Here is a 23,127-nt window from a genome sequence, read left to right as displayed (position 1 = left end):
GGTCAGGCCGGATGACGGTGGGCGGGCCGGGTGACGGTGGGTGGGCTGGGGGACTGGTCTCAGGCGCCGGGGGTGCGGCCGTCGTTCAGCCGCTTGATCACCTCGTCGTGGAGGAGGCCGTTGGTGCAGACCAGGCTGCCGCCCTCCAGTCCCGGCCGGCCCTCGACGTCGGTCCAGACGCCGCCCGCCTCCTCGACGATCACCGTCAGGGCCGCCATGTCCCACGGCGACAGCTCCGGCTCCGCCGAGATGTCGGCCGAACCCTCGGCCACCATCATGTGCGACCAGAAGTCGCCGTAGGCGCGGGTGCGCCAGCAGGCGCGGCCGAGGTCGAGGAAGGGTTCGAGGCGGCCCGTCTCCTCCCAGCCGCCGAAGCTGGAGTAGGAGAACGACGCGTCGCCCAGGGCGGAGACCTGCGACACCTGCATGCGGGTGGCCCTGGCCAGGCTCTTGCCGGTCCAGGCGCCGCCCTCGGTGGCGGCCCACCAGCGGCGGCCGAGGGCCGGGGCCGAGACCAGGCCCACGACGACCTTGCCGTACTCCATCAGCGCGATCAGCGTCGCCCACACGGGCACGCCGCGCACGTAGTTCTTCGTGCCGTCGATGGGGTCGATGATCCACGACCTGGCGCCCCAGCCGGTCTGGCCGAACTCCTCGCCGACGACCGCGTCGCGCGGGCGGGCGCGGCGCAGCGTGCCGCGGATGGCCTCCTCGACCGCCCGGTCGGCGTCGCTGACCGGGGTGAGGTCGGGCTTGGTCTCGACCTTGAGGTCCACGGCCTTGAACCGGCGCATCGTCAGGTCGTCGGCGGCGTCCGCCATCACGTGGGCGAGGCGTAGATCGTCGTTGTAACCCTGCACGGTTCGTCACGCTACCGTGCCGGGCCTCCCGCGCATCAGGGGCCCACGTCGCCTTTCCCGAAAGTGCCCTTCCGTATGGCTTGGACATGGCTTGTAGGACTTGGACGCTTTTCGTGGTGGCTCGGCTGCGCAACTGTGTTACTCGTCAGTAGCATCGGGGCATGACGCTCGACGCCGGAGCACTGCTGCTCCAGACCGTTCCGTTCGCCCGCACCCTGGGCGTCACCTTCGACCACACCGAGGACGGGCGCGCCGTGTGCCGCCTCGCCGACCGCGCCGACCTGCACAACCACGTGGCCGGGCCGCACGCCGGCGCGCTGTTCACGCTCGCGGAGTCGGCCTCGGGCGCCGCCATGCTGTCGGCCCTCGGCGACCAGCTCGCCCGCGCGGTGCCGCTGACGACCGGGGCGACCGTCCAGTACCACAAGCTCGCCAAGGGCGACGTGGTCGCGGAGGGGCGGCTGCTCGCCTCGCGCGAGGACGTGCTCGCCGAGCTGGACGCGGGCAAGCGGCCGGAGTTCGACGTGGCGGTGGAGATCAGGAACGCGGAGGACGTGCCGGTGTGCTCGTTCACGTTCACGTGGACACTGCGGCCCAACCGCACCTGAGCGCCTGAAAGACGTCAGAGCGGGCCCACTCGCGCTGGGGGCCCGCTCGCGCTGGGGCTGTCTCGTGGCGTGGGTGTCGCGCGTCGGCCGGCTCGTGGAACAAGCGCGCGTCGGCCGGCTCATGGAGCAAGCGCGCGTCGGTCGGCTCATGGGGCGGGCTCGTGCGGTGGGCGCAGGGCGCCTCTGCGACGGGCGACTCGTAGGGCGGACCGGGCCAGGCCGGATGACGGTGCCCGGCCGATGACGGGGGTTGTCGTTCAGGTGGCGGGGGACTCGTCCGGGGCGCCCTCGCGGATCGCCAGCAGGCGGCGGAGCGACTCCAGGCGGGCCGGGTCGGCGTGTCCGGCCGCCACCCACGCGTCCAGCGCGCACTCGTCACTCAGATGCGTGCACCCCTTGGGACAGTCGACCGTGCCCTCCACCAGGTCGGGGAAGCTCGCGAGCACCGTCTCGACCGACACGTGCGCCAGGCCGAAACTGCGCACGCCGGGCGTGTCGATGATCCAGCCGCCCTCCGGCAGCTCCAGGGCCACGGCCGACGTCGAGGTGTGGCGGCCGCGGCCGGTCACCGCGTTGACGTGGGAGACCGCCCGGTTGGCGTCCGGGACGAGCACGTTGACCAGCGTCGACTTGCCCACCCCGGAGTGGCCCACGAGCACGCTGAGGCGCCCCTCCAGGTGCTCACGCAGCTCGTCGAGCGAGCCGCCCTTGTGCACCACGACGTGCGGGACGCCGAGCGGCCGGTAGAGGGCGAGCAGGTCGTCGGGCGGCGCGAGGTCGGACTTGGTGAGGCAGAGCAGCGGCTCGATCTCGGCGTCGAAGGCGGCGACGAGGATCCGGTCGATCATCCGGGGCCGCGGCGGCGGGTCGGCCAGCGCGGTGACGATGACGAGCTGGTCGGCGTTGGCCACGATCGGCCGCTCGATGCCGTCGGTGTCGTCCGTGTCGTCGGCCGAGCGCCGCAGCATCGAGGTGCGCGGCTCCACCCGCACCACGCGGGCCAGCGTGTCGGGCTGCCCTGACACGTCGCCGACCAGCGCCACCCGGTCGCCCACCACGATGCCCTTGCGGCCCAGCTCACGGGCCTTCATGGCGACGACCAGGCGGGAACGCTGCCGCGCGCCGCGCTTGGCGGCCGAACCCTTGGGCCGCTCCGCCTCGACCAGCGCGGTGTAGCGGCCCCGGTCGACCGCCACGATGAACCCTTCGACGGCGTCCTCGTGCGCAGGCCGGATCCGGGTCCGTGGCCGTGAACCCTTGCCCGGCCTGACCCGTACGTCGTCCTCGTCGTACTCCCGCTTCCTCAGCGGTCTTCACCCCTGCGATCGCTCGTGCGTGCCTTCAGCGGCCTCCCCGCCCGGAGCCCGGGCGTCGAGGCCGCGCCTCCTGCGTCCCCCTGCCGGCCGGACGTGGGTGGCGACGACACCCTCCACGCCTCCACATCCTCCCCGAGCGCGCGGGGCGAGGCCGTAGGCGCCGTCTCGCGCGCCTTGAGTGCGAGGGGTGACGCTGTATGCGCCTTCCCGTGCACCTTGAGTGCGAGGGGTGACGCTGTATGCGCCTTCCCGCGTACGCCGGGCGCATGCAATGTCGTCGCGCGCGTCTTCGCGCCCGTCGCGGCCACGTGTGATGCCGCCGTGCGTGTCCTCGCGCTCGTCCCGGGCGCGTGCGGAGACACCGCACGCCTCTTCTCCCAAGTTCCGGGCGTATGCGGAGAGGCTGTACGCCTCTTCTCACCTGTCCCAGGCGTGTGCGGAGAGGCCGAACGCCCCTTCTCGCATGTCCTGGACGTGTGCGACGGTGCCGTATCTGTCTCCGGGCTCGTTCCCCGTCCGTGCGACGACGCTGTACGCGCCTCCTCATGCGCCCTGGGCGCATCCGGACCCGGTACATGCGTATGAAGGGACGCCGTACGGACCCCCTCGCCCCTTCCGGAGGACCGGTGCGACGAAGCCGGAGCCGGGCGCCGTGTGGTCACCCTGTGCCCGGGCGTGGTCATTCCGTGCCCAGCATCGACGCCCACATGGCCGTGAACTCCGGGAGGGTCTTGCCGGTCGTCGCGATGTTCTCGACCTCGACGCCCGGCACCGCGAGCCCGATGACCGCCCCGGCCGTGGCCATGCGGTGGTCGTCGTAGCTGTGGAAGACGCCGCCGTGCAGCGGGCGCGGCCGGACGATGAGGCCGTCGTCGGTCTCCTCGGCGTCGCCGCCGAGCCGGTTGATCTCGGTGGCGAGCGCCGCGAGCCGGTCGGTCTCGTGGCCGCGCAGGTGCGCCACCCCGCGTACGCGGCTCGGCGAGGAGGCCAGCGCGGCCAGGGCGGCGATCGTGGGCGTCAGCTCGCCCACCTCGCGCAGGTCGGCGTCGATGCCCTCGATCCGGCCCGCGCCCGTCACCGAGAGCTCGCCGCCGTCGGTCAGATGGACGGTGGCGCCCATGTCGGTGAGCAGGCCGCGCAGCGCGTCGCCCGGCTGCGTGGTGACGGCCGGCCAGCCCGGGACCGTGACCGTGCCGCCCGTGACCATGGCCGCCGCCAGGAACGGGGCCGCGTTCGACAGGTCGGGCTCGACCGTGAGGTCGCGTGGCGCGACGGGACCGGGCTCGACCCGCCACACGTCGCGCTCGCCGTCGTCCACGCGCACGCCCGCCGCCCGCAGCATCTGCACGGTCATGTCGATGTGCGGCTGCGACGGCACCGGCGGGCCGGAGTGGCGGATCGTGACACCCTTCTCGAAGCGCGCCGCCGTGAGCAGCAGTCCAGAGACGAACTGGGACGACGCCGACGCGTCGATCGTGACCTCGCCGCCCGCGACCGGCCCGCTGACCGTGAACGGCAGCGCGTCGCCCTCCACGCGGGCGCCCAGGGCGCGCAGCGCGTCGAGGATCGGGCCCATCGGACGCTTGCGCGCGTGCGGGTCGCCGTCGAACGTCACCGGGCCGTCGGCCAGCGCCGCCACCGGCGGGACGAACCGCATCACCGTGCCCGCCAGGCCGGCGTCGACGTGCGCGCCGCCGCGGACCGGGCCCGGTGTCACCCGCCAGTCGACCGAGGCCGAGGTCTCGGCCATCGGCTCCAGCGTCGCCCCGAGGGCGCGCAGGGCGGCGACCATGAGGTCGGCGTCGCGGCTGCGCAGCGCCCTGCGCACGATGCCGGGACCCTCGGCGAGGGCGGCGAGCACGAGGGCGCGGTTGGTGACCGACTTGGAGCCGGGCAGCTCGACGGACGCGGCCACGGGGCCGGTGGCGACGGGAGCGGGCCAGTGCTGAGCGGGCATGGGGCCAAGCCTATCGGGCCAGGGGCGAAGCGGCCGTCGTCCTGGCCGAGGGCCTGTGGACGGACGTGGATGGCGGCGGGCCCTCGGCAACAGGGGCGGGTGGCGGGAACGGGGTAGGTGGGCGGGCGCTCGCAACAGGGGCAGGTGGTCAGGAGAAGGGGCGGGTGGTCGGGAAGACAGGGCGAGATGCGGGTGGGAACACGCGAGCGAAAGCCGTACGTGGCAATGTGGGGGCATGTGCGGTAGATACGCGTCGGCGCGCAAGAAGCACGAGCTGCTGGAGGAGTTCCAGGTCGAGCTCGACGGCGACCCTGACCAGGAGCTGGGGGCCGACTACAACGTGGCCCCGACCAAGAACGTCTACGCCGTGCTCAGCCGCGTGCCCAAGGAGGCCGAGCGGGCGGTGCGGCAGCTCAGGATCGTGCGGTGGGGACTGGTGCCCGCCTGGGCCAAGGACCCGTCGATCGGCTCCCGCATGATCAACGCCAGGGCCGAGACGCTGGCGGAGAAGCCGTCGTTCCGGCAGGCGTTCGCCAAGCGCAGGTGCCTGCTGCCCGCCGACGGCTACTTCGAGTGGATGCCGGTCGAGGGCGACGACGGCAAGAAGCGCAAGCAGCCGTACTTCATCCGCCCGGACGACGGCGGGGTGCTCGCGATGGCGGGCCTGTACGAGTTCTGGAAGGACCCCTCGCGCGCGGACGACGACCCGCTCAAGTGGCTCGTCACCTGCACCGTCATCACCACGGACGCGGAGGACGAGCTGGGCCGCATCCACGACCGGATGCCCATGATGATCGAGCAGGACCGGTGGGCCGAGTGGCTCGACCCCAAGCTCACCGACGCGGAGACCGTCTCGGGACTGCTGGTGCCCGCGAGCCCCGGCCGGCTGGCGGCGATCCCCGTCTCCACCGACGTCAACAACGTCCGCAACAACGGCCCTGACCTCATCAAGCCGCTCCCGCCCGAGGAGGCTCCCGCCCTCTTCTGAAGGTGTAAAAGCCCGGTCAAGTGGGCATTCGGTGAGGAAAGCGGTGCATTCGCTTACTAGGAGTCACCGCCACCACATTGCCCCCGATGCGCCGCGCGGGACAACCGGGGAGTCCTGCCGCGGGTTGCCGTCATTCACCCGGAGGTGCGGATCCGTGGAGGCCACGTCCGCTCGCCAGCGGCTGCAGAAGATGCTCGCCGACCTCGACCGTTCGATCGGCGTGTTACGGGGAGACCCCCTCTCCGCCAACGACCGCTCGCCGGCCGACGCCGGCTCCGACCTCAGCGACGCCGACCGCGCCCAGGCCATGCTGGCCGTCGCCACGACGCAGCGGCGGGCCGTGCTGGACGCCCTCAAACGCCTCGACGAGGGCACGTACGGCAGCTGCCTCGACTGCGCCAAGCCGGTGCCGGAGGGCCGGCTGGAGGCGCGTCCGGAGGCCGCGCGGTGCGTGCAGTGCCAGGGGAAGCGGGAACGCCGCCGCTGACGGCGGTGGGCCGCCGGCGGCGGCGCGCGTCAGACCTTGCGGGCGCTGGCCACCAGGTGGATGCCGACCGTGTCGTCGTCGTCGGGGTGCGCCTCCAGCTCCGTGCGCACCAGCCAGGTCAGCGCCCGGGTGCCGGAACCGAGCACGTGGTCGACCGTCGAGGGCGACAGCACCGTACGCGGGCGCACCCACTCCACCTCCAGGCCCGCGTCCATGAGCAGCTCCTTGAGCTGCGCGCTGCTGAAGCAGCGGGTGATGCTGCCGTCGGGCCAGGGCACGAGCATGACCTCGCCGGTCTGGCGCAGGTGCTGCCACTGGCCCTGCTCGGCCAGGATCGCCATGCCCAGCACCAGCGAGTCGACGCAGACCAGCACGCGCCCGCCCGGCCGCAGCACGCGCGCCACGTCGCTCATCGCCGACTCGGCCATGAGCTCGATCGACATGGCCCGCTCCTCGGCGACGACCGCGTCGACGCTCTCGTCCGGCAGGAACGACAGGTCGTCGGCGCGCACCTGGCGGACCTCGCCGGCCTCGTGGCCCGGGGCGTCGGCCTCGCGCAGCCACGGCTGGCCGTCCCCGGCCCGCAGCCTCGCCTGCGGGTCGGCGACCCGCCGGAAGTCGAGCACCTCGATCACGCGGTGCCCGGCCCTGGCGAGCTGGCCGGACCACCGCCCGCGGCCGCCGGACAGGTCGAGCACCGTGGAGGGTGCGGCGGGAAGCCACCGGCTCAACTGCTCGGCCACGACGGCACGGTAGAAGGTCCAGTACGGTCCGAGCGTCCCTGAGCCGTTCAGTTCCTCGGCCGGAATGGGCAGCACACGCGACTCCTGGGTTCCGGAAAATGGCTACCAGCCGGTACGTATGGTTTTCCCCGCACCGGGTCGTTCGTCACCTTCCATCTTGCGGGAACAGACGCGGGCACGGGCGTGTTGCGACGAGCATGCTCACACTCTTGGACCCGCTCCCCGGTGGCCGAGCGCCGCAGGACGAGCAGGTATTCTCCCCTGAGTACGGTGTCCCGGCGCAACCGGCCACCGGTGATCTTAGGGGGGTGGGCCTGGTGCCCGCGACAGGCGCGGAGACTCTCGAGCAGCGAGGCGAGCGGTTCGAGCGCGAAGCGATGCCCTATCTCGAGCAGCTCTACTCCGCGGCGCTCCGGATGACCCGCAACCCATCCGACGCCGAGGACCTGCTCCAGGAGACCTTCGCCAAGGCGTTCGCGTCCTTCCACCAGTTCCAGGAGGGCACCAACCTCAAGGCCTGGCTGTACCGGATCCTGACGAACACCTTCATCAACAGCTACCGCAAGAAGCAGCGGGAGCCGAAGCAGTCGGGCACCGAGGAGATCGAGGACTGGCAGCTCGCCCGCGCCGAGTCGCACACGTCGAGCGGCCTGAAGTCCGCCGAGGTCGAGGCCCTTGAGCACCTGCCCGACGGCGACATCAAGGAGGCGCTGGCCGCGCTTCCCGAGGAGTTCCGCATCGCGGTCTACCTCGCCGACGTCGAGGGCTTCCCGTACAAGGAGATCGCCGACATCATGGGCACTCCGATCGGCACCGTCATGTCGAGGCTCCACCGCGGCCGCAGGCAGTTGCGGGCGCACCTGGAGGACTACGCACGCGAGCGTGGCCTTGTCCCCGCGGAGGGTTCCAAATGAGCTGCGGAAACCCGCACGAGACCGACTGTCGTGAGGTGCTCGACAAGGTCTACGCCTACCTCGACGGCGAGCTCGCGGAGGGCGACTGCGTCGACATCCGCGTCCACCTCGACGAGTGCGGTCCGTGCCTCAAGGAGTACGACCTCGACAAGGTGGTCAAGCAGCTGGTCGCCAAGCACTGCGGCTGCGACCCGCTGCCCGGAGACCTGCGCTCCAAGGTCCTCGCGCGCATCGCGCAGGTGAGAGCCGACCTGACCGACTAAAATTCGGCGCATGCGCGTGCTCGTCACCGGTGGTGCCGGTTTCATCGGGTCCAATCTCGTCGATCGGCTGCTGGCCGACGGGCACGAGGTCGTCGTGGTGGACGACCTGTCGTCCGGCGACCGCGACAACCTGGCCGGCGCCCTGACCAGCGACCGCTTCCGGCTGCGGCTGCTCGACGTGTGCGATCCGGGGCTGGCCGACCTGGCCGCCGAGGCCCGGCCGGAGGTGGTCTGCCACCTGGCCGCGCAGATCAGCGTCCGCCGCAGCGTCGCCGACCCGCTCCACGACGCCCGGGTCAACGTGGTGGGCACCGCGTCGGTGCTGGCCGCCGCGCACGCCGGCGGCGCGCGCAAGGTGGTCTTCGCCTCCTCCGTCGCCGTCTACGGCCGTCCCGGCACGATTCCGGTGCCCGGCGACGCGCCGACCGACCCGCGCTCGCCGTACGCGGCCTCCAAGCTCAGCGGCGAGACCTACCTCGCCACCTTCCGCGCCCTGCACGGCATCGAGTGCACGACGCTCGTGCTGTCCAACGTGTACGGCCCGCGCCAGTCGCCCGAGGGCGAGGCCGGCGTGGTCGCCATCTTCACCGACGGCCTGCTCAGCGGCACTCCCACGGTCGTCTACGGCGACGGCGGCCAGACCCGCGACTACGTCTACGTCGACGACGTGGTCGACGGGTTCGTCCGGGCGTGCGGCCAGGCCGGCGACGGGCGCAGGTTCAACCTCGGCACCGGAATCCAGACCACCGACCGCAGGCTGCACACCCTCATCGCCGACGCCGCGGGCCGGCCCGACAAGCCCGGGTTCGCGCCGCCGCGGCCGGGCGACCTGCCCGCCATGGCGGTCGATCCCGTGCCCGCCTACGACGGGCTCGGCTGGCAGCCGCGCACCGACCTCGCCACCGGCCTGAAGGCCACGGTCGAGTGGGCCAGGAGTCGCCGGGGGTAGCCGGTTGATTACGCTTTGCTTGCGATTCGTGACTCCGCCGGTGCGACGTCTCCGCGTTCTGTAGCGTGAGCCCCAGGACTCAAGGGGGAGGCACAGCGGATGTCGAAGCCATGGATCGCCCGCCTGATCACGGGCATCACGTTGATCGCTCCTGTCGCGCTGCTGATCACGGGCGGGGGCCTCGTCCCGCCCGGGGTCTCGTGGACCTGAACCGGCCGTGAGAGGCCGCCATGCGTGAACTGTCGTGGCCTGCGAGGGTCTACCTGGTCACCGTCATCGCCCTCGGGGCGGGGGTCATCGCCCACAGCGTGACCACCCTCCGGCACGCGATGGCCCCCGGGCACCTGGGCACCGAGGAATTGGGCACGCTGCTCGTGCTGGCCCTGCTGTTCCTCGTGTGCGAGTCGATGCCGACCCTGCTCAACGTGGAGCAGTTCGCGGTGTCGGTGAGCTTCTCGGCCGCGCTCGCGGCCGTGGTGCTGCTCGGGCCCGAGGGCACGGCGCTCGTGGGCTTCACCGCGGTGTTCAGCGTGCGGCCCGGGTTGCCGCTGGTCAAGCGGCTCTTCAACGGCGCGCAGTTCGCCATCTGCGGTCACGCGGCCGGGTGGGTCTACGTACGACTGGGGGGCCGCATCGGGGTGCCGGAGGTGCACGCCTTCGACGACCTGATCGGCCCCTACGTCGCGGCCACGGCGGTGTTCGTGCCGCTGAACATCATGCTCACGCTCACCATGATCCGCCTGGCGACCGGGGTGCGGGCCGTGGAGGTCCCGATGCGGGGCCTGGCCCAGTTCCTGCTGTCGTACCTTGGGTACGGCACGTTCGGGCTGCTCGTGGCCGGGCTGTGGGCGACCGTGCAGTCGATCTCGGCGGTGCTGGTGCTGGTGCCGCTGTTCGTCGCCCGATGGGCGTTCGGCCAGTACCACGCCCAGCAGCGCTCGTACGACGCCACCATCGCGGCCCTGTGCCAGGCGGTGGAGACCAAGGACTACTACACCCGGGGCCACTGCACCCGCGTGTCGGCCGCCTCCAGCATGATCGCCCAGGAGGTCGGCATGGGCCAGGAGCGGCTGCGGGCCATCCGCTACGCGGGCATGCTGCACGACGTGGGCAAGCTCGGCGTGCCCACCAAGGTGCTGCAGAAGGAGGGGCCGCTCACCGAGGAGGAGTTCGCCGCCATCCAGCTCCACCCGATGCGGGGGCTGGAGATCGTGCGCGGCATCGACTTCCTCGACGAGGCGTACGCCGGGATCATGCACCACCACGAGCGCCACGACGGCAGGGGCTACCCCATGGGGCTGGCCGGCGACGAGATCCCGGAGTTCGCGCGGATCATCGCGGTGGCCGACGCGTTCGACTCGATGACCTCCGACCGCTCCTACCGGGGCGCGCGGCCGGTCGAGGTGGCCGTGGAGGAGCTGCGCAAGAACGCCGGCACCCAGTTCGACCCCGTCATGGTCAGCGCCTTCGTCAAGGCGCTCGAACACCAGCCGTGGCAGCCGCCCCGCCGCGTCGAGCCGCCGCCGCCCGACGCCGACGAGGCGGCGGTCAAGGACCACGACGACCCCACGATGCCCATCGAAGTGGTGAGCGGGCCGTGAGCCGGGCCTTCCAGGGCCTCGACTCCGGTCAGCTCCTGCTGATCTGCGCGGCCGGGCTGGTCGCCGTCGCCGGGGTCGCGCACACGGCCGCCACCCGGCTCGACCATCCGGAGATCGCGGTCGGGTTCGGCGCGCTCATCGCGGTGGGGGAGCTGGCCCGGCTCACCATGCCGGGCAACAGGGAGGTCGCGCCCATCGGGGCCGCCGCCGCCCTCGGCTACACGCTGCTGCTCGACCTCAGCCAGGACCAGCTCCGCCACTCGGCGCTCCAGGTCGTGGCGGTGATCGCCGTCGGCATGATCGCGGGGGCGCTGCCGCACCTCGCGGTCGGCCGGCCGCCGCGGCTCGACGCGATGGCCCGCCGGCTGCTCACCGGCGCGCTGCTGGCCTTCGCGTTCCGGCCGCTGGCCGACCCGCTGTTCCGGCTCACGCGGGGGCCCGACCCGACGTGGTGGCCGGCGCTCGCGGTGATGGTGGTGCTGATCGCCGTCACGCTGCTGGTGGACGTGCTGATCGCCGCGCTGCTGCGGGCCGAGCAGGTGCGCACCGCCTTCCGGGTCGCGGTGCGCGACGAGCTGAACATGGCGTTCCCGCTGGGCGCCGCGGTGGCCGCCTCGGGCGTGCTGCTCGCCCTGGCCACCCACAGCATGGACCTCGTCGCCCTGCTGGTGTTCGCCGCGCCGCTGCTGGTCACGCAGGTGGCATTCCGCAAGTACGCGGGGATCCGCGCCACCTACCTGCAGACCGTACGGGCGCTGTCGCGCGTCACCGAGGTCGGCGGGTACGTCGAGCCGGGCCACTCGCGCCGGGTGAGCCGCCTGGCCGTGGCCATCGGCCGGGAGCTGGGGATGGCCGAGCCGGAGCTGCTGGAGCTGGAGTACGCCGCGCTCATGCACGACATCGGCCAGCTCTCGCTGCGCGACCCGATCCCCGGCGGCGCCACCGTGCTGGCCGATCCGGAGCAGGCGCGGCGCATCGCCGAGCTGGGCGCCGAGGTCATCAAGCAGACGGGAGTGCTGGACCGGGTGGCCGACGTGGTGCGCCGCCAGTGCGACCCCATCAGCGACGACCCGCCGCTGTCCAGCCGCATCATCAAGGTGGCCAACGCCTACGACGACCTGGTGGGCGGCTCGACCGACCGCGACCGGGCGGGGGCGGCGCTCGAACGCATTCGCCTGGCCGCCGGCACGGCCTACGACCCGGCCGCCATCGAGGCGCTGTCGCGGGTCATCGACCGCCTCGCCGCCGTCCACCGTCTCTGAGTCCCGGCATCATCCCAGCGGGCGCCCCAGGGCTGCCCCAGCCGCGCCGGAGGACCACCCCAGCTCCGCCTCAGCGCGGCCCCAGCCCCGCCCCAGCGCCGGCGCGCGGCCGGACCGGGCGGCGAGGGCGCCCGCTCGTCCGACCCCTATAGCGCGAACGCGCGCATCCTCGTCCCCGGCGCGTTCCGGATGGTCCACCATTGTGGGATTCCTACAGATCGCGCTCTTCGGATCGGTGAGTTCAGCGGAACGGGCGGGAATCGCGCCGCCCGTAGGGTGGGCGGCGTGCTTACTGAGACGCTCGGACCCGTTCTGGTCGCCAACCGAGGGGAGATCGCACGGCGGATCATCCGCACGGTCAAGCGGATGGGCCTGCGCGCCGTCGCCGTCCACTCCGAGGCCGACGCCGACCTGCCGTTCGTGCGCGAGGCCGACGAGGCCGTGCTGATCGGCCCGGCCAACCCCGCGCAGAGCTACCTCGACGCCGGCAAGGTGCTGGAGGCCGCGCGCGCCACGGGAGTGCGGGCGATCCACCCCGGCTACGGCTTCCTCGCCGAGAACGCCGCGTTCGCCCGGGCCGTCATCGACGCCGGTCTCGTCTGGATCGGCCCGGCCCCCGAGGCGATCGACCGGATGGGCGACAAGATCAACGCGCGCAACCTGATGGAGGACGCCGGCGTGCCCGTGGCCGCGGGCACCCGCGAGCCCGTCACCGACCTGGAGCTCGCCCGCAAGGCCGCCCTGGACATCGGCTACCCGGTCATGGTCAAGACCGCGGGTGGCGGCGGCGGCATCGGCATGAGCGTCGCCCACGACGAGGAGGCCCTGGCCAAGGCGTACGAGCAGGCGGCCAGGGCGGCGGCCCGGTTCGCGGCGGCCGCGGCGGAGGGCGGCGAGGGCGACGCCCTGGCCGGTCCCGCGATCCTGCTGGAGCGCTACATCGAGCGGGCCCGCCACGTCGAGGTGCAGATCCTCGGCCTGCCCGACGGCACCGTCGTGGCGCTGGGCGAGCGCGACTGCTCCGTGCAGCGCCGCCACCAGAAGGTGGTCGAGGAGTCGCCGTCCCCCGGCATCACGCCGGAACTGCGCGAGCGCGTGCTGGCAGCGGCCGCGCGGGCCGGCGAGGCGGTGGGCTACCTCGGCGCCGGCACCGTCGAGTGCCTGGTCGACGCCGACAAGCAGGACTTCGTCTTCCTGGAGATGAACACCCGCCTCCAGGTGGAGCACCCGGTCACCGAGCTCGTCACCGGGCTCGACCTGGTGGAGCTCCAGCTTCGGGTGGCCGCCGGAGAGCAGCCGGACGTGCGTCCCGAGGTGCGCGGACACGCCTTCGAGTTCCGCGTCTACGCCGAGGACCCCAAGCGCTTCTTCCCCGGACCTGGCAAGATCACCGCGTGGACGGAGCCCGCCGGTGAGGGCGTGCGCGTCGACTCGGGCTACGAGGAGGGCAACACGGTCACCCCGTTCTACGACCCCCTCATGGCCAAGCTCTGCGTCCACGGCGAGACCCGCGGCCAGGCGCTGGAGCGGGCCCGCGAGGCGATCGCCGGCTTCATCGTGGAAGGGCCGAAGAACAACCTGCCGTTCTGCGCCGAGCTGCTGGACGAGGTGGAGTTCGCCTCGGGTGACTATGACACCGGGCTGGTCGGGCGGATGCGTGGCGGGCGCGCATGACATCCTTGGATCTGGTGAAAGAGGGGAGTCCCGGTGGCTGAGGTACGCGCCGAGATGGTGGCGAACGTGTGGAAGGTCGTCGTCAAGGAGGGTGACACGGTGTCCGACGGCGACACCCTGGTCATCCTCGAGTCGATGAAGATGGAGATCCCGGTCATCGCCGAGGACGACGGCGTGGTGACGCAGCTCAAGGTCAACGAGGGCGACGTCATCCAGGAGGGCGACCTGATCGCCGTCATCGAGTAGTCGCGCGCTCCACGAACGCGGCACGGTCGACCACCACGCGCTCGATCGTGCCACGGCCGACGACCCTGTCCCTGCCGCGTGCCTCGAACGCGAAGACCAGCCGCTTGCCGTCGACCTGGGTGAGCTCGGCGGTGAACTGGACGTGCGCGCCGAGCGGGCTCGGCGCCAGGTGCTCCAGCTCCACCCGGGTGCCGACCGTGCTCTGGCCGGGGGCGAGGTGGGGGCGTACGGCCTGGACGGTCGCCATCTCGGCGAAGGTGAGCAGCTTGGGCGTGGCGAGCACCGGGACGTCACCGCTGCCGACCTTCTGGGCCGTGTCCTCGCGCTCCACCATGATGAGCAACTGGGAGCGGAGACCGGGCGCGAGCGTCATGACGCCAGCGTACTGTCACCGCCGCGGCGGGCCCATGCGTGAGACTGATCACGCGCCGTCGCGGCATGCTGATCTCGGCAATCCCCGGACAAGTACGGCCTCCAGGCCGCAGGATAGGGTTTGTACGGCTTGTGTGTGTTAAGTGGCGTGTGGGATTTCTGGGTCGTACACTCTCGGAATTCCGTGACCTCTGCGTGATCTCACCGCGACACAAGTCCGCTTTGTTGGAGAGCCCCGGGGTGGGAGAGATCGCAGAGGCGAAGGGGTAACGGGGGAAGCATGGTGGCCCAAGGGACGACGCTGGCGGGGCGGTATCGCCTGGATACCCGCATCGGCGCCGGCGGCATGGGCGAGGTGTGGCGGGGCGAGGACGTCGTGCTGGCCCGCACCGTCGCCGTCAAGGTGCTGCTCCCGGGCCGCATGGACGATCCTGGCTTCGTCGCCCGCTTCCAGGGGGAGGCGCGGGCGATGGCCACGATCAACCATTCGGGCGTGGTCGACGTCTACGACTACGGCGTCAGCGGCGACACCGTCTACCTCGTGATGAAGTTCGTGGACGGCGAGCCGCTCGACCGGCTGCTGGCCCGCCTGGGCCGGATCCCGCCCCAGGCGGCGATGGAGCTCATCGCCCAGGCCGCGGCGGCCCTGCAGGCGGTCCACGAGCAGGGCATCGTGCACCGCGACGTCAAGCCCGGCAACCTGCTCGTGCAGCGCGACGGCACGCTCGTGCTCACCGACTTCGGCATCGCCCGTTCCGACCTCGCCAACCGCCTCACCGACGCCGGCATGGTGCTCGGCACGGCCGCCTACTGCGCGCCGGAGCAGGCCGAGGGCGCTCCGGTGACGCCCGCCGTCGACATCTACGCGCTCGGCGTCGTGGCGTACGAGTGCCTGGCCGGGCAGCGTCCCTTCGACGGTGACAGCGCCGTCACGATCGCGCTCAAGCACATCCGCGAGGCGCCGCCCCCGCTGCCCGCGGACATCCCGCCGGCGGTGCGGGCGCTGGTGGAGTGCGCCCTGTCCAAGGACCCGGCGCGGCGCTTCCCCACGGCCAAGGCGATGAGCGAGACGGCCCGCCAGATCGCCAGCGGCCAGACGCCGGCCCTGCCGGCCCCGACGCCGCACGTCACCGGGGCCACGATGGCCCCGCCCGCGCACCCCGGCCCGACCGGCGCCCATCCCGCCGCGGGCCACCCGACCGGCGCGCACCCCACCGGCGCGCACACCCAGGACGGCTACCAGACCGGCGCGCACCAGAGCGGCTACCAGACCGGTGCCCAGCAGGGCGGCTACCAGACGGGCGCGCACCAGAGCGGTTACCAGACGGGCGCCCAGCAGGGCGGCTACCAGACCGGCGCCCACCAGTCCGACGGCTTCCCGCAGACCGGCTCGCACCAGGCCCAGCAGCCCGCTCCGGCGGGCGGTCAGCACACGGGCGGCTTCCAGGCCCAGGACGCCACCACCCAGGCCAACCCGCGGCAGGGAGGCCGGCGCGGCGGGAAGGCGCCGCGCCGGGGCGGCCTGATCGCGGGCATCGCCGCCGCGGTGGTGCTCGGCGCGGGCGCCGGCGCCGTCGCCCTGACGGGCCTCAACCCCCAGGATGACCCGCCCGTCCCCACCGCCACCGCGGCCAAGGCGGGCTCCGAGACCTCCGACACGCCCAAGGCGACCAAGACCACCAAACGGCCTTCCAAGCCCAAGCCGACGACCCACGAGCCCGTCCCGACCCAGCCGACCGAGACCGAGGAGCCGCGCGAGACCGAGGAGCCGACCCGGGAGCCCACCAGGTCGCCCTCGCCCACGCCGTCGGTGACCAAGAAGTCGCCCTCGCCCACGCCCACGCCCACGGTCACCAAGAAGGCCGTGCCGACGACGCTGGACATGCCGTACCTGAGGGCCAGGGACCTCATCCAGGCCGCCGGGTTCGTCGTCAAGTACGACGACCAGACCCATGGCGAGACGCCGCTGCAATGCACCAGGGTCGGCCAGTCGCTGCCCGACGGGGGCACGATGCTGGCGCTCAGGAAACCGGTCACGTTGGTGCTCATCGAGGGCGGCTTCTGCCCGACCGGCAGCACCACCCCGACCCCGGGCGCGTCGGTGAACAAGAACTAGCCGGTCTCACACCCCCGTCGTGTTGCGCGGGTAGGCGATCTCGGGGTCGGTGGCGATGTTGACCATGTACGGCACGCCGGAGTCGAAGGCGCGGCGCAGCGCGGGCCCGATCTCCGAAGGCTTGGTCACCAGCTCGCCGCCGCCGCCGAGCGCCGTGACCACCTGGTCGTAGCGGCACTGCGGCTGGAGCTCGGCGGCCACGTCGTAGCCGTACAGCATGCGCATGGGGTGCTTCTCCAGCCCCCAGATGCCGTTGTTGCCGCAGACCATGACGACGGGCAGGCGGTGGCGCACGAGCGTGTCGACGTCCATGAGCGAGAAGCCGGCCGCGCCGTCGCCCATGAGCAGCACGATCTGCGCGGACGGCCGGGCCAGGCGGGCCGCGATGGCGTAGCCGAGGCCGGTGCCGAGGCAGCCGTAGGGGCCGGGGTCGAGCCAGTTGCCGGGGCGGCGCGGCTCGACGTACTTGCCGGCGTAGGAGACGAAGTCGCCGCCGTCGCCGATGACCACGGCGTCGTCGTCCAGCACCTTGCCCAGCTCGCCGTAGATCCGCATCGGGTGGATGGGGTCGGAGTCGGCGGCCAGCAGGTCGGCGTCGCCGGCGACGGCCGCGGCGGCCGTCTCGGCCAGGCGGGACACCCAGGCGGCGTGGTGGTCGGGCTTGACCCCGGCCTCGCCGCAGGCCGCCGTGAGGCCCCAGAAGACCACGGAGAGGTCGCCGGCGGCCGAGGCGGCCGGCTGCATGTGGGTGGCGAGCTGCGACGGCGCGTCGGCGATGTGGATCACCTTGGCCAGCGGGGCGCCCTCCTTGCCGCCGAACCAGCCGTAGCCCAGGCGGAAGTCGAGCGGCGTGCCGACGACCACGACGAGGTCGGCCTGGCCGAGGGCGAGGCCGCGGGCCCGGGTGACGAGCAGGTCGTGGCCGGCGGGCAGGATGCCGCGGCCCTGGCCGTTGGGGATGACGGGCAGCCGCCAGGTCTCGGCGAAGTCGCGGGCGGCCTCCTCGGCGCGCTCCATCCACACGTCCGACCCGTAGACGAGCACGGGACGCTCGGCCTCGCCGATCAGGCGGGCGATGGCGGCCAGCGAGTCGGGGTCGGGCTCCAGCGGCGAGGGGGTCTGCGTCTCGACCTCGTGGAGGGCGGACGGGGCGAACAGGTCGTCCATGTACATGTCGAGGAAGACCGGGCCGCGGTGGGGGGCGACGGCCGTGCGGAAGGCCACCTCGACGTCCTGGCCGAGCGTCTCGGCGTCGCTGGCGGTGAAGGCCAGTTTGGTGATCGGGCCGAGCAGCGGCGGGTGGTCCATCTCCTGCAGCGCGCCGCTGCCCCAGCGCGAGCGCGGCGCCCGGCCGCCGAGGACGACCACCGGGGAGCCGTTGAAGTGGGCCGTGGCCACGCCGCTGACGCCGTTGGTGACGCCGGGCCCCGCCGTGAGCACGGCCAGGCCGGGTTTGCGCGTCAGGCGGGCCGTGGCCTCGGCGGCGAACACGGCGCTCTGCTCGTGGCGTACGTCGAGGATGCGCATTCCCTCGTGGACGGCGCCGTCGTACAGAGGGAAGACATGCCCTCCGGAGAGGGTGAACATGGTCTCGACGCCGTAGGCCTTGGACACGGCGACGGCGGCGTCACCGGCGTGCTTCGCAGACTCCATGCCGGGAACTTACCAACCAGTCACACGAGTAAACAGGGAGCAACGAAGGAGGTGGATCAGTCGCAGCAGATGTCGACCTGGCCCTCGGTCACCGAGGCGGTGATCCGGCGCGGCGCCCCGGCCTCGCGGCGGACGTCCACGTCCACGGTGGGCGCTTCGGCGGTCACGTCGTAGGCGGCGTTGCGCGGCACGTCGACCATGACCGTCCCGGAGGTCCGCACGACCGCCCGCACCTCGGCCGGCGGCTGACGGAAGACCAGGTGGACGCCGCCGGAGCCGACCTCCACGTCGGCGTGCTCGCCGCCCAGCGCCTGGCCCTCGACGTCGCCCGATCCGCTCCTGACGTACAGGTCGCCGGCGGCGCCCTCCACGTGCACGTCGCCGGAGACGGAGGTCACCCGCACCTTGCCGTGGATCTGCGACAGGTTCAGGGGCGCGCTGGCCGTGCCGGCCTCCAGGGAGGTCTCGGGCGGCACCCGGATGTCGTAGCCGACCTGGCAGGAGGGCTCGCCGGGCCGCTCGGGGTTCGGGCAGTTCGCGCTGAGCCGCAGGTTGCCGGCGCCCCACTCCTCCTTGACGTCGGGCTGCCGGCTGGTCCAGCGGACCCACCGCTCCACGACCACTTCGCCGGCCTCGCCGGTCTGGACGGACACGGAGGAGACGCCCTCCTCGACGATCAGCCGCACCTGGGAGCCCTGGAAGGGGAAGGAGCTCTGGGAGACCTCGCTGGGCAGCTCGGCGTGCGCGAATCCGAGGAAGAGCAGCGTCGTGGAGACGATGAGCCCGGCGAGGGTGGTGACCGTGCCCAAGGTCAGCCAGACGGCTCTCACGGCGTGCTCCTGACGTCCAGGAAGCGCAGGACGGCCAGCACGCGCCGGTGGTCGCCCTCGGCCGGGGGCAGGTCGAGCTTGGCGAAGATGTTGCCGATGTGCTTGCCGACGGCGCCCTCGCTGAGGACCAGCTCCTGGCCGATGCCGGTGTTGGAGCGGCCCTCGGCCATCAGCTTGAGCACCTCCCGCTCGCGGGGCGTCAGCCGGTCCAGCGGGTCGCTGTGGCCGCGCAGGAGGAGCTGGGCGACCACCTCGGGGTCGAGGGCCGTGCCGCCCCCGGCCACGCGGCGCAGCGCGTCGATGAACTCGGACACGTCCGCCACCCGGTCCTTGAGCAGGTAGCCGACGCCGCCGGCCGCGGAGGACAGGAGCTGGGCGGCGTAGCGCTCCTCGACGTACTGCGACAGGACGAGCACGGCCAGGCCGGGCTGCTGGCGGCGCAGCACGAGCGCGGCGCGCAGGCCCTCGTCGGTGTGCGTGGGCGGCATCCGCACGTCGGTGACCACCAGGTCGGGCCGGTGCTCCTCGGCGGCGCGCAGCAGCCCCTCGGCCTCGGCGACCGCGGCCACCACCCGCATGCCGGCCGCGTCGAGCAGCCGCACCAGCCCCTCGCGCAGCAGCACCGAGTCCTCCGCGAGCACTACTCGCACGGCAGCTCCACCTCGATCGTCGTCGGCCCGCCGGGCGGGCTGGTCAGCCTGAACACGCCGTCCACGGCTCCCACGCGCTGCGCCAGGCCGCGCAGGCCGGTGCCGGCGTCCAGCGTGGCCCCGCCCCGCCCGTCGTCGTGGACGCGCACGAGCAGCCGCTCGCCCTGGCGGGTCACGATGATCTCGGCCAGCGACGCGGTGGCGTGCTTGGCGATGTTCGTCAGCGCCTCCGAGACCACGAAGAACGCCACGGCCTCGATCGTGGGCGTCGGGCGGCGGTCGATGCGGACGCGCAGCCGCACCGGGAAGGGGGCGCGGGCCGCGACACCGGACAGGGCCGCGTCGAGGCCCTGGTCGTTGAGCACGGCCGGGTGCAGGCCGCGGACGAAGTCGCGCAGCTCCTTGAGCGCCTGCTTGGCCTCCTCGTGGGCCTGCGCGATGGCCTGGCGGGCCGGCTCGGGCAGGTCGGTGAGGGTGGCCCGGGCCAGGCCGAGGTTCATGGCCAGGGACACGAGCCGCTGCTGGGCGCCGTCGTGCAGGTCGCGCTCGATGCGGCGGCGCTCGGCGTCGGCGGCGTCGATCACCCCGGCCCGGCTCTCGGTCAGCGTCTCGATGCGCCGGTCGAGCTCGGAGCGGCTCGGGCCGAGCAGCATGTGGGCCACCGCCAGGTCCAGCGCGGCCATGCCGCGCGCCAGCACCGGCGCCGCCAGCAGGAGGACCGCCCCCACGGCCGTGTAGACGCCGACGACGACCGGGTCGCGCAGGTTGAACTCGAACACCAGGGGCGGCGGCTGCAACCGCGGCTGGGCGAAGGCCGACAGCCCCACCAGCGCCCCTCCCCAGCCGCCGCCGACGAGCAGCGCGCCGACGGCGCTGACCGCCGGGGACAGCAGGTGGTAGCCGAGCTGGCGCCACGTCGAGGCGACGCGCCAGCCGCCGGGCTCGCCGATGCGCGGGATGTGCGCCCCCTGGAACGCCGCGAAGCGGGAGCGCTGCACCCGGGTGAAGGCGGGCAGGCCGCGGCGCAGCCCGGGCGGCACGACGGCCAGCACGAGCGTCAGCACGCCGAGGACCACGGCGACCGGCAGGCCGGTCATCACGTGGGCGGTGTCCAGCCAGGCCCGCGCCGACCAGGGCCGGGGGACATTCATGCCCCCAACGGTATTGATTGCGGCCACCCGCGCGACAGGGGCCTGGCGTGCGCTTGGGGGGTGGGGTTCGCCCCACCCCCCAGGCGGGATCTCACAGGGGCGGCACCGACCAGCCCTTCTCGTGGAAGAGCGGCGCGTGCTCGGCGTTGACGAACAACCGGTCCTCGGGATTGGGGACGCGGAAGTAGCTCTGCGGGTGCAGCAGCTCGCGGGCGTCGTCCGACAGGTCCAGCACGTACCGGTCGGGCGCCCGGCGCTGGGCCAGGAAGCGCAGCTCGAACGGCAGGATCGCCAGCGGGTCCGCGTGGTCCCACAGGCCGAGCCCGCTCCCGCGGGCCTGACGCACCGCCTCGCGGGCGCGCCCGAGGGCTCCCGCCTCGCCGATCGCGCGGGCCGTGCCGGGCGAGGGCACCGCGTCGGCCACGCGGCCCTCCTGGCGGACGAACGGGTCCACGTTGGGCCAGATGAAGTACGGGATCACGTGCCCGGCCGCGAGCAGCCGCTCGTTGTACGGGTCGGGGCGGGGGCGGTCACGCTGGTCGCGGTTGACGTAGCAGAGCAGCCGGCCGTACCGGTCGAGGATCTCGTACCCGAAGGCAAGCCGGAACTTGAACGTGGCGTCGGTGAGGCCCTGCTCGGCGATGTCGGCGGCGATCATCTCCTTGAGCGCCTTCGTGGCGGGCGCGGCGTGGGCGGCGTGGTTGGTGGCGGCGCGCGGGCCGAGCCGGGCCGTGAGGTTCCCGCGCAGCGCCGTGCGGAGCGACAGCTCGGGCAGGCCCTTGGCGAAGGGATCGGCCAGGAACGTCGTCCAGGCCGGATGCTCGATCTTGACGAAGCCGCCCGGGAAGTCCGGGAAGTCGGGGCTCTGGGGCAGCTCGAAGCTGACCTCGGGGGCGTCGACGCCCAGCATGCGCACGCCGAAGTTCCCGTCGGCCGCGATGTTGATCGTGTCGCCGTCGTGGACGATCTTGTCCACGGGTTCGGCCTGACCGTTGCGCCGGGCGAGGAGGCCGTGGCCAACCGTGATGCCGGGAACGGGTTGTTCGATCGCCTTTGCCATGCCTGCATCATCACCCTGTTCGGCCGACAAGTCCCGCGATATCCGAACCAACGGCGCACCACGGTCATCTCATGAATCAATAAACGACGGGGAGATTCAGATGATGCAGACGGGGATGGCCGCGCTCGCCCTGGCGGGGGTGCTGAGCGGCGGGGGAGGGCTGCCGAAGGGGTTCCTCCCCCTGGAGACGCACCCGCCGGCCGGGCCGGGGGAGACCTACACGATCAGCGACTCGCTCAGGCGCCCGCTGGAGCTGAACCCGTGCTTCCGCGCCAAGCCGTGGGACACGGGCCGGGTGGCGGCGCGCAGCGTCGTCCACCACGACGAGACCGAGACCGCGATGGACTACGAGCAGCTCGTCCTCTACAAGAACACGGCCGCCGCCGAGCGGGCCATGAGAGGGCTGCGCGCCCAGCTCGCGCGCTGCGCCGAGGTCGGCAAGGGCCACAGCCGCTACCGGTACTTCAGCAAGCCGCTCGACGTGGGCGACGACGCGCTGCGTGCGGGCGGCCGCTTCTTCGAGGGCGGCGAGCAGGCCGTCGTCGTACGGCGCGGCGCGGCGGTGTACGTGGCCGGCGGGTCGGCCTACCCGAGCAGGTCCCTACCTCTCGGCCGCTTCCGCGGGCTCGTCGAACGCGCCGAGCGGATGGCCGAGCAGATCTGCGAACTGCCCGAGGCAGGCTGCCGCTAGGAGGTCAGGGGAGCAGCCTGAGCCGCCGCTTGAACGCCGTGGAGTCGAAGCCGCCGCCCAGCGTCATCGCGAGCCCCCGCCTCGCCTCCTCGGCGAACTCGTCGGGGCCCAGCGCCCCGACGCCCTCCCGCAGCACTCCGGCCAGCGGGCGGGCGGCCAGCATCTCCAGGTCGGCCACGTTGCTCAGCTCGGCCGCTCCCGGCTCGGCCGGCCAGGAACCGATCACCACGCCGGCCAGGCCCAGCCCGCGATTCGCCATGGCCTCCAGCGTGAGCGCCGTGTGGTTGAGCGTGCCGAGGCCGGCGCGGGCGACCACCAGCACCTGCGCCCGGAGGGCGCGCGCGAGGTCGGCGATCGTGGCGCCGTCCTCGTCGTAGCGCACCAGCAGCCCGCCCGTGCCCTCGACCAGCACGAGCCGGTGGGTCTCGGCCAGCTCGCCGATCCGCCCGGCCGCGGCCTCCAGCGACATGGGGGCCGCGTCGCCGGCCCGCGCGGCGGCGGCGGGCGACAGGGCGGCCGGATAGCGGGCCAGCTCGAACGTCGTCGTCACCCCCGACAGCCGGATGACGTGGTCCAGGTCGCCCGGCTCGCCGGGAGCCGCGCCGGTCTGCGCCGGCTTCACCACGGCCACGCTGGAACCGCGCAGGCGCGCCAGCGCGGCCACCGCGGCGGTGACGACGGTCTTGCCGACCCCGGTGTCGGTCCCGCTGACGACGAGCACACTCACGCCTCAAGC

At 73.0% G+C, this 23,127-nt stretch carries 23 protein-coding genes; 12 read left to right on the top strand and 11 right to left on the bottom strand.

Annotated features, from left to right (window positions below):
- Positions 1 to 59: 59 nt before the first annotated feature.
- A complete protein-coding gene (gene hisN / locus HTZ77_RS27480) occupies positions 60 to 860 on the bottom strand; it encodes a histidinol-phosphatase (protein WP_175592561.1) in 801 nt (266 codons plus the stop codon).
- A gap of 161 nt (positions 861 to 1,021) precedes the next feature.
- Here hisN and HTZ77_RS27475 point away from each other — a divergent pair, with 161 nt between their 5' ends.
- On the top strand, positions 1,022 to 1,468 hold the full coding sequence (locus HTZ77_RS27475; RefSeq protein ID WP_175592560.1) for a DUF4442 domain-containing protein: 447 nt from the start codon (positions 1,022 to 1,024) through the stop codon (positions 1,466 to 1,468).
- Positions 1,469 to 1,725: 257 nt separating this feature from the next.
- Here HTZ77_RS27475 and rsgA read toward each other — a convergent pair whose 3' ends face one another.
- Entirely contained in the window at positions 1,726 to 2,775 is a 1,050-nt protein-coding gene (gene rsgA / locus HTZ77_RS27470; RefSeq protein ID WP_175592617.1) for a ribosome small subunit-dependent GTPase A, read from the bottom strand.
- Between the two features lie 688 nt (positions 2,776 to 3,463).
- A complete protein-coding gene (gene aroA / locus HTZ77_RS27465) occupies positions 3,464 to 4,741 on the bottom strand; it encodes a 3-phosphoshikimate 1-carboxyvinyltransferase (protein ID WP_175592559.1) in 1,278 nt (425 codons plus the stop codon).
- 235 nt (positions 4,742 to 4,976) lie between these two features.
- On the opposite strand from aroA, the gene HTZ77_RS27460 reads away from it, so the two are divergent.
- The gene (locus HTZ77_RS27460) at positions 4,977 to 5,729 is read left to right on the top strand and encodes an SOS response-associated peptidase (RefSeq protein ID WP_175592558.1); all 753 of its coding nucleotides are present in this window, start codon (positions 4,977 to 4,979) and stop codon (positions 5,727 to 5,729) included.
- Between the two features lie 154 nt (positions 5,730 to 5,883).
- Entirely contained in the window at positions 5,884 to 6,216 is a 333-nt protein-coding gene (locus HTZ77_RS27455; protein ID WP_175592557.1) for a TraR/DksA family transcriptional regulator, read from the top strand.
- 29 nt (positions 6,217 to 6,245) lie between these two features.
- Here HTZ77_RS27455 and HTZ77_RS27450 read toward each other — a convergent pair whose 3' ends face one another.
- Positions 6,246 to 7,034 carry a class I SAM-dependent methyltransferase gene (locus HTZ77_RS27450; RefSeq protein ID WP_175592556.1) on the bottom strand — a complete coding sequence of 263 codons (789 nt, stop codon included), beginning with the start codon at positions 7,032 to 7,034 and terminating at the stop codon, positions 6,246 to 6,248.
- A 233-nt stretch (positions 7,035 to 7,267) separates the two neighbouring features.
- On the opposite strand from HTZ77_RS27450, the gene HTZ77_RS27445 reads away from it, so the two are divergent.
- The 7 genes from HTZ77_RS27445 to HTZ77_RS27415 all read left to right on the top strand — a co-directional run bounded on the left by HTZ77_RS27445 (position 7,268) and on the right by HTZ77_RS27415 (position 13,868).
- The gene (locus HTZ77_RS27445; protein WP_175592555.1) at positions 7,268 to 7,873 is read left to right on the top strand and encodes a sigma-70 family RNA polymerase sigma factor; all 606 of its coding nucleotides are present in this window, start codon (positions 7,268 to 7,270) and stop codon (positions 7,871 to 7,873) included.
- Positions 7,870 to 8,136 carry a mycothiol system anti-sigma-R factor gene (gene rsrA / locus HTZ77_RS27440; protein ID WP_175592554.1) on the top strand — a complete coding sequence of 89 codons (267 nt, stop codon included), beginning with the start codon at positions 7,870 to 7,872 and terminating at the stop codon, positions 8,134 to 8,136. Before HTZ77_RS27445 ends, rsrA begins: the two co-directional genes overlap by 4 nt.
- Positions 8,137 to 8,146: 10 nt before the next feature.
- Positions 8,147 to 9,085, top strand: a complete 939-nt coding sequence (locus HTZ77_RS27435) for an NAD-dependent epimerase/dehydratase family protein (protein ID WP_175592553.1) — start codon at positions 8,147 to 8,149, stop codon at positions 9,083 to 9,085.
- Positions 9,086 to 9,315: 230 nt separating this feature from the next.
- Positions 9,316 to 10,686, top strand: coding sequence for an HD-GYP domain-containing protein (locus tag HTZ77_RS27430; protein ID WP_175592552.1), 1,371 nt, complete (start codon positions 9,316 to 9,318; stop codon positions 10,684 to 10,686).
- Positions 10,683 to 11,948 (top strand): HD-GYP domain-containing protein, encoded by a 1,266-nt coding sequence (locus tag HTZ77_RS27425; RefSeq protein ID WP_175592551.1) that lies wholly within the window; start codon positions 10,683 to 10,685, stop codon positions 11,946 to 11,948. Before HTZ77_RS27430 ends, HTZ77_RS27425 begins: the two co-directional genes overlap by 4 nt.
- A 285-nt stretch (positions 11,949 to 12,233) precedes the next feature.
- Positions 12,234 to 13,622, top strand: a complete 1,389-nt coding sequence (locus tag HTZ77_RS27420; protein ID WP_328808788.1) for an acetyl-CoA carboxylase biotin carboxylase subunit — start codon at positions 12,234 to 12,236, stop codon at positions 13,620 to 13,622.
- A gap of 33 nt (positions 13,623 to 13,655) precedes the next feature.
- The gene (locus HTZ77_RS27415) at positions 13,656 to 13,868 is read left to right on the top strand and encodes a biotin/lipoyl-binding carrier protein (protein WP_175592549.1); all 213 of its coding nucleotides are present in this window, start codon (positions 13,656 to 13,658) and stop codon (positions 13,866 to 13,868) included.
- On the opposite strand, the gene HTZ77_RS27410 is transcribed toward HTZ77_RS27415, so the two are convergent.
- Positions 13,858 to 14,241, bottom strand: coding sequence for a thioesterase family protein (locus tag HTZ77_RS27410; RefSeq protein ID WP_175592548.1), 384 nt, complete (start codon positions 14,239 to 14,241; stop codon positions 13,858 to 13,860). The genes HTZ77_RS27415 and HTZ77_RS27410 overlap by 11 nt on opposite strands.
- Positions 14,242 to 14,520: 279 nt before the next feature.
- Here HTZ77_RS27410 and HTZ77_RS27405 point away from each other — a divergent pair, with 279 nt between their 5' ends.
- Complete coding sequence (locus tag HTZ77_RS27405) at positions 14,521 to 16,356, top strand: serine/threonine-protein kinase (protein ID WP_175592547.1); 1,836 nt, start codon at positions 14,521 to 14,523, stop codon at positions 16,354 to 16,356.
- Positions 16,357 to 16,362: 6 nt separating this feature from the next.
- Here HTZ77_RS27405 and HTZ77_RS27400 read toward each other — a convergent pair whose 3' ends face one another.
- The 5 genes from HTZ77_RS27400 to HTZ77_RS27380 form a co-directional block, all read right to left on the bottom strand.
- Positions 16,363 to 18,009: an acetolactate synthase gene (locus HTZ77_RS27400; RefSeq protein ID WP_175592546.1), complete on the bottom strand. Its 1,647-nt coding sequence runs from the start codon at positions 18,007 to 18,009 to the stop codon at positions 16,363 to 16,365.
- Positions 18,010 to 18,065: 56 nt separating this feature from the next.
- Positions 18,066 to 18,839 (bottom strand): DUF4097 family beta strand repeat-containing protein, encoded by a 774-nt coding sequence (locus HTZ77_RS27395; RefSeq protein ID WP_175592545.1) that lies wholly within the window; start codon positions 18,837 to 18,839, stop codon positions 18,066 to 18,068.
- Positions 18,836 to 19,489, bottom strand: a complete 654-nt coding sequence (locus HTZ77_RS27390; protein WP_175592544.1) for a response regulator transcription factor — start codon at positions 19,487 to 19,489, stop codon at positions 18,836 to 18,838. Before HTZ77_RS27390 ends, HTZ77_RS27395 begins: the two co-directional genes overlap by 4 nt.
- Positions 19,480 to 20,640, bottom strand: a complete 1,161-nt coding sequence (locus HTZ77_RS27385; RefSeq protein ID WP_175592543.1) for a sensor histidine kinase — start codon at positions 20,638 to 20,640, stop codon at positions 19,480 to 19,482. The genes HTZ77_RS27390 and HTZ77_RS27385 overlap by 10 nt, the downstream gene beginning before the upstream one ends.
- 91 nt (positions 20,641 to 20,731) lie before the next feature.
- A complete protein-coding gene (locus HTZ77_RS27380) occupies positions 20,732 to 21,700 on the bottom strand; it encodes a thermonuclease family protein (RefSeq protein WP_175592542.1) in 969 nt (322 codons plus the stop codon).
- Between the two features lie 100 nt (positions 21,701 to 21,800).
- Here HTZ77_RS27380 and HTZ77_RS27375 point away from each other — a divergent pair, with 100 nt between their 5' ends.
- Positions 21,801 to 22,391 (top strand): hypothetical protein, encoded by a 591-nt coding sequence (locus tag HTZ77_RS27375; protein WP_175592541.1) that lies wholly within the window; start codon positions 21,801 to 21,803, stop codon positions 22,389 to 22,391.
- Between the two features lie 4 nt (positions 22,392 to 22,395).
- Here HTZ77_RS27375 and bioD read toward each other — a convergent pair whose 3' ends face one another.
- Positions 22,396 to 23,118 carry a dethiobiotin synthase gene (gene bioD / locus HTZ77_RS27370; RefSeq protein WP_175592540.1) on the bottom strand — a complete coding sequence of 241 codons (723 nt, stop codon included), beginning with the start codon at positions 23,116 to 23,118 and terminating at the stop codon, positions 22,396 to 22,398.
- Positions 23,119 to 23,127 lie beyond the last annotated feature (9 nt).

The organism is Nonomuraea montanisoli, assembly GCF_013363975.1.
Classification (GTDB): Bacteria; Actinomycetota; Actinomycetes; order Streptosporangiales; family Streptosporangiaceae; genus Nonomuraea; species Nonomuraea montanisoli.
This window is presented reverse-complemented; position numbering and strand designations above follow the sequence as displayed.